The sequence below is a fragment of the Sporomusa sp. genome (assembly GCF_057736855.1).
Window position 1 is genome coordinate 1 of the sequence record NZ_JBYKYF010000026.1, and the last position, 3953, is coordinate 3953.

Annotated in this window: 5 protein-coding genes; all 5 read right to left on the reverse strand. The window is 47.6% G+C overall.

Annotated elements, in window-relative coordinates:
- Window positions 1–172: 172 nt before the first annotated feature.
- The gene (locus tag AC29Z1_RS03240; protein ID WP_488270021.1) at window positions 173–1054 is read right to left on the reverse strand and encodes a lysophospholipid acyltransferase family protein; all 882 of its coding nucleotides are present in this window, start codon (window positions 1052–1054) and stop codon (window positions 173–175) included.
- Window positions 1055–1095: 41 nt separating this feature from the next.
- Window positions 1096–1641, reverse strand: a complete 546-nt coding sequence (locus AC29Z1_RS03245; RefSeq protein WP_488270022.1) for a KdsC family phosphatase — start codon at window positions 1639–1641, stop codon at window positions 1096–1098.
- Window positions 1641–2615 (reverse strand): KpsF/GutQ family sugar-phosphate isomerase, encoded by a 975-nt coding sequence (locus tag AC29Z1_RS03250; protein ID WP_488270023.1) that lies wholly within the window; start codon window positions 2613–2615, stop codon window positions 1641–1643. Before AC29Z1_RS03250 ends, AC29Z1_RS03245 begins: the two co-directional genes overlap by 1 nt.
- Before the next feature lie 25 nt (window positions 2616–2640).
- A complete protein-coding gene (kdsA, locus tag AC29Z1_RS03255; protein WP_488270024.1) occupies window positions 2641–3465 on the reverse strand; it encodes a 3-deoxy-8-phosphooctulonate synthase in 825 nt (274 codons plus the stop codon).
- Window positions 3466–3485: 20 nt separating this feature from the next.
- On the reverse strand, window positions 3486–3953 hold a 468-nt coding region (locus AC29Z1_RS03260; RefSeq protein ID WP_488270025.1), incomplete at its 5' end, for a 3-deoxy-manno-octulosonate cytidylyltransferase.

A 3953-nucleotide genomic window follows, 5' to 3' on the forward strand; every position in this document is an offset into this window, starting at 1 on the left:
CCATCCTCTTCTTCAACCAGAGTGCTTCCGGAAAACGTAACATTGACAGCCGTTTGCGACTGGGTTTGAGAATCCGTTGACTCTGTAGCCGTTTCTCCCGGTAAGAGGTAATAATAGATCCCTCCTATCAGGACCAGCAGAACACAAACCATCGCCAAATATCGCTTTTGGGTCAAGAAGACTTCACCTCAGTATTCCAGCGCTTTTTAAACCATAGCCATTCATCAGGATAATTTCTAACTGCTGATTCAATGATTTTGGTCATGCGTTCTGTCATATTATATAAATCGGCATCCGGATTGCCGGTATCTTCAAAATAAATCGGCGGCTCCAAAATAATGCGGTGTGTGCCATCTGGTTTACGAACGATAAAGCCTGGTACCACTGGGGATTTAAACTTGCGGGCAAAAACGGCAGGCCCCAGCGGCGTTGCGGCTGGTTTTCCAAAAAAATCAACAAATACACCATCATGTCCGGCATCCTGGTCAGCAAAGAAGGCAAGCATTTTGCCTTTTTTTAACGCTTTGGCTGCACCAATAATTTCGCTGGTACCGCTGGCAAATAATTCAATTCCAAACATTTGGCGATGTTCGTTTAATATGCGAGTATGGTATTCATTGGGCTGCTTTTTTATGATATCTGCCACCGGAAAGCCTTCCAACGCCAGGGCTGCGCCAAACCATTCCCAATTACCCAGATGTCCTGTCAGAAAAACAACGCCCCGGTTGCCAGCCAAGGCTTCTTCCAGGTAATGACGATTTTCGATAGTTACATACCGCTTGATTTTTTCTTTGGTCAGCGCCGGCATGTGGAGAACTTCCAGGAAAGTCTGGCCTAGCTTAATAAAGGATTTTTTTATCATGGATTCGGCTTCCGACTGTGATAGGTTAAGCCGCTCTTTAATTTGTTGGATAGCACGTTCACGCTGCTTTTTGGCTACCCGGTAATATAACTTGCCAATAAGTCTGCCGACTTTTAGCAAGACTGGATGCGGCAGCAGGCACACCAAGCGGCTGGCTAGCTTCCATGCATGATATTGCCATTCTTTTGCCATGTGTCTGCTCCTTTCTGCGAGAGATGCTCTTTATATATTCACTACTGTCTGAGGGTAAACCTGTCTGTGTTCAGATACTCAGCAATTACATCGTCCCATTTTCCCTGGGCCTTAAGAATATGTTCAATAATTTCTCGGACAGCACCATCGCCGCCACGGCGGGTTGCAATGTATCTTGCCACCGCTTTCACTTCCGGCACAGCATTGGCTACTGCACAGGGAAAACCAACTCGAACCATGACAGGCAGGTCATTGATGTCATCGCCCACATAAGCGATCTGATCTAAAGACAAAGAATACTTTTCCACAAGCTCCTGTAAGGCCACAACCTTGTCAGCAGCCCCCTGGTGGATGTCGCCAATCTTAAGTTCAGTACCGCGCCGACGCACAATTTCGCTGTCACGCCCGGTAATGATGGCCGTCAGTAAGCCAGCCTTATGCGCCAGCGATATCCCCATACCGTCCTGGCAGTGGAAAGCTTTCAGGGCTTCTCCATCCTGACCGAAAATAATATGTCCGCCAGTTAGTACTCCATCCACATCAAATATGATGAGTTTCACTTGAGCAGCATAGGGGACACTATCCATTATACCACTCCTTGACGTAATAAGTCAGTAAGGTGAATGATACCAATTGCCCGAAAATCGCTGTCAACTACTGGCAGAACAGTAATCGGACGCGGTTTGTTTTTTTCCATAATATGAAGAGCCTGTGCCGCCAGCTTATCTTTCGAAATGGTACGCGGTTGCCTGGTCATGAGTCCGCCGACCGGCTTATCCAGAAAATCATGGCCTTTTTCCAGACTACGGCGAATATCTCCATCTGTTAAAAGTCCCACGAGTTTCATAGTGTCCAATGACTCAACCACCAGAACTGCACCTAATCCTTGGGCAGTAATCACAAATAGCGCTTCTTTTACCGTCCTGTCCGGAGTAACTACCGGCATATCATCGCCGCTATGCATTACGTTCTCTACCGTAAGCAGCAGCTTGCGTCCCAATGCACCACCGGGGTGATACAACGCGAATTCTTCTGCCGTAAAGTGGCGAGCCGATAATAATGCTACCGCCAATGCATCACCAAGCGCCAAGGTCGCGGTAGTGCTGGCAGTAGGGGCTAATCCCAGCGGGCAAGCCTCTTTTTCAACACCCACATCAAGAATAATATCGGCATTTTGTGCCAAAGTCGACTGTGCACGGCCAGTCATGGCAATAATGGGTGTACCAATACGTTTAAGAGTTGGCAATAGACCAATCACTTCATTGGTTTCACCACTATTGGAAATCGCTAAGACAATATCTTGAGCGGTAACCATCCCCAAGTCTCCATGAATGCCTTCGGCCGGATGAAGAAAAAAGGCCGGCGTACCAGTGCTGGCCAAAGTTGCGGCAATCTTTTTGCCAATAATTCCTGATTTTCCCATGCCACTAACGACAACCCGTCCCTGGCAGTGTAAAATCATTTCCATCGCATTGGTAAATTGCTCGTTGATCCGGGGAATTAAGGCCAAAATAGCCTGAGCTTCCAGTTCTAAACAAGCCCGTGCATGTTCAATCGGCATCATATATCCTCCTTAGATGTTGCCTCTATTTATGTTTTCTCACTACATGATCGATGGCCACAACATCTTTTAACAGTTCTTCGAGTTTGTCAACATACAGCATGTTACAGGCATCTGACTTACCTTCCGGTGGATTGTCATGAACCTCCATAAACAGCGCGTCAACCCCAGCAGCTGCCGCTGCCCTTGTCAGGTAGGGAACAAATTCGCGTTGGCCGCTGGAACTGGTGCCAGCACCACCAGGTAGCTGGACACTATGGGTAGCATCAAACACCACCGGGTAGCCCAAAGAGCGCATAATAGGCAGCGAGCGGAAATCCACTACCAGATTATTATAACCGAAAGTTGCCCCCCGTTCTGTCAGCAGAATGTTTCGGTTGCCAGCTTCCTCCATTTTGGCAATTACATTTTTCATATCCAGTGGTGCCAAAAACTGGCCTTTTTTCACATTGATGGCTTTCCCGGTCCTGGCTGCCTGATACACCAGGTCGGTCTGACGGCACAAGAAGGCCGGGATTTGAAGAATATCAAGCACCTCCGCCGCGGCTTCAATCTGAGCAACACAGTGAATATCGCTGATCACCGGTACTTGTAATTCTTTTTTGATATGCGCCAGAATGCTCAGACCTTCTTTCAGACCAGGGCCGCGGAAGGAATGATAGGAAGAACGGTTTGCTTTGTCATAAGACGCTTTGAAAATATAAGGAATACCTAAGCGACTGGCAATTTCTTTGATCGAGCGTCCAATCGCCAAGGTTCGTTCCGGTTCTTCAATTACACAGGGCCCGGCAATAAGAACTATAGGGTGTTGTGCGCCAATGGTAATGTCTTGCACTTGTACAGTATGCATGTTTTCGCCTCCTGATTTTTTTACCTGAAAATCTTATCCTGCTGCAATGTCTGGAAATAAGCATTGACTTTTTCCAGGTCTTCCGGAGTGTCAACACCAATGGAGGTAAATTCGGTTTTCAGCACCTTGATTTTGTAGCCATGTTCCAATGCCCTAAGCTGTTCGAGTGACTCAGTCATTTCCAGCGGCGTTGGCGACAATGCTGCATAGGTAAGAAGAAAATCCCGTCGATACGCGTAGATACCAATATGCTTATATACAGGTAACGGTCCGTCTGGTAGCTGCGTATTACGAGGATATGGCAGCAGAGACCGCGAAAAATAGAGCGCGTAGCCGTCAAGCGACGTCACTACCTTTACCGCGCTTGGCAAATGGTATTCACTCTTGTCCATTTCAGTCATAAGAGTTGCCATATTCAGATCCGGCGAATTGTCAAAGGCACTAGCCAGCAGGTCAATGACCTCAGGTGCTATGAGGGGCTCATCCCC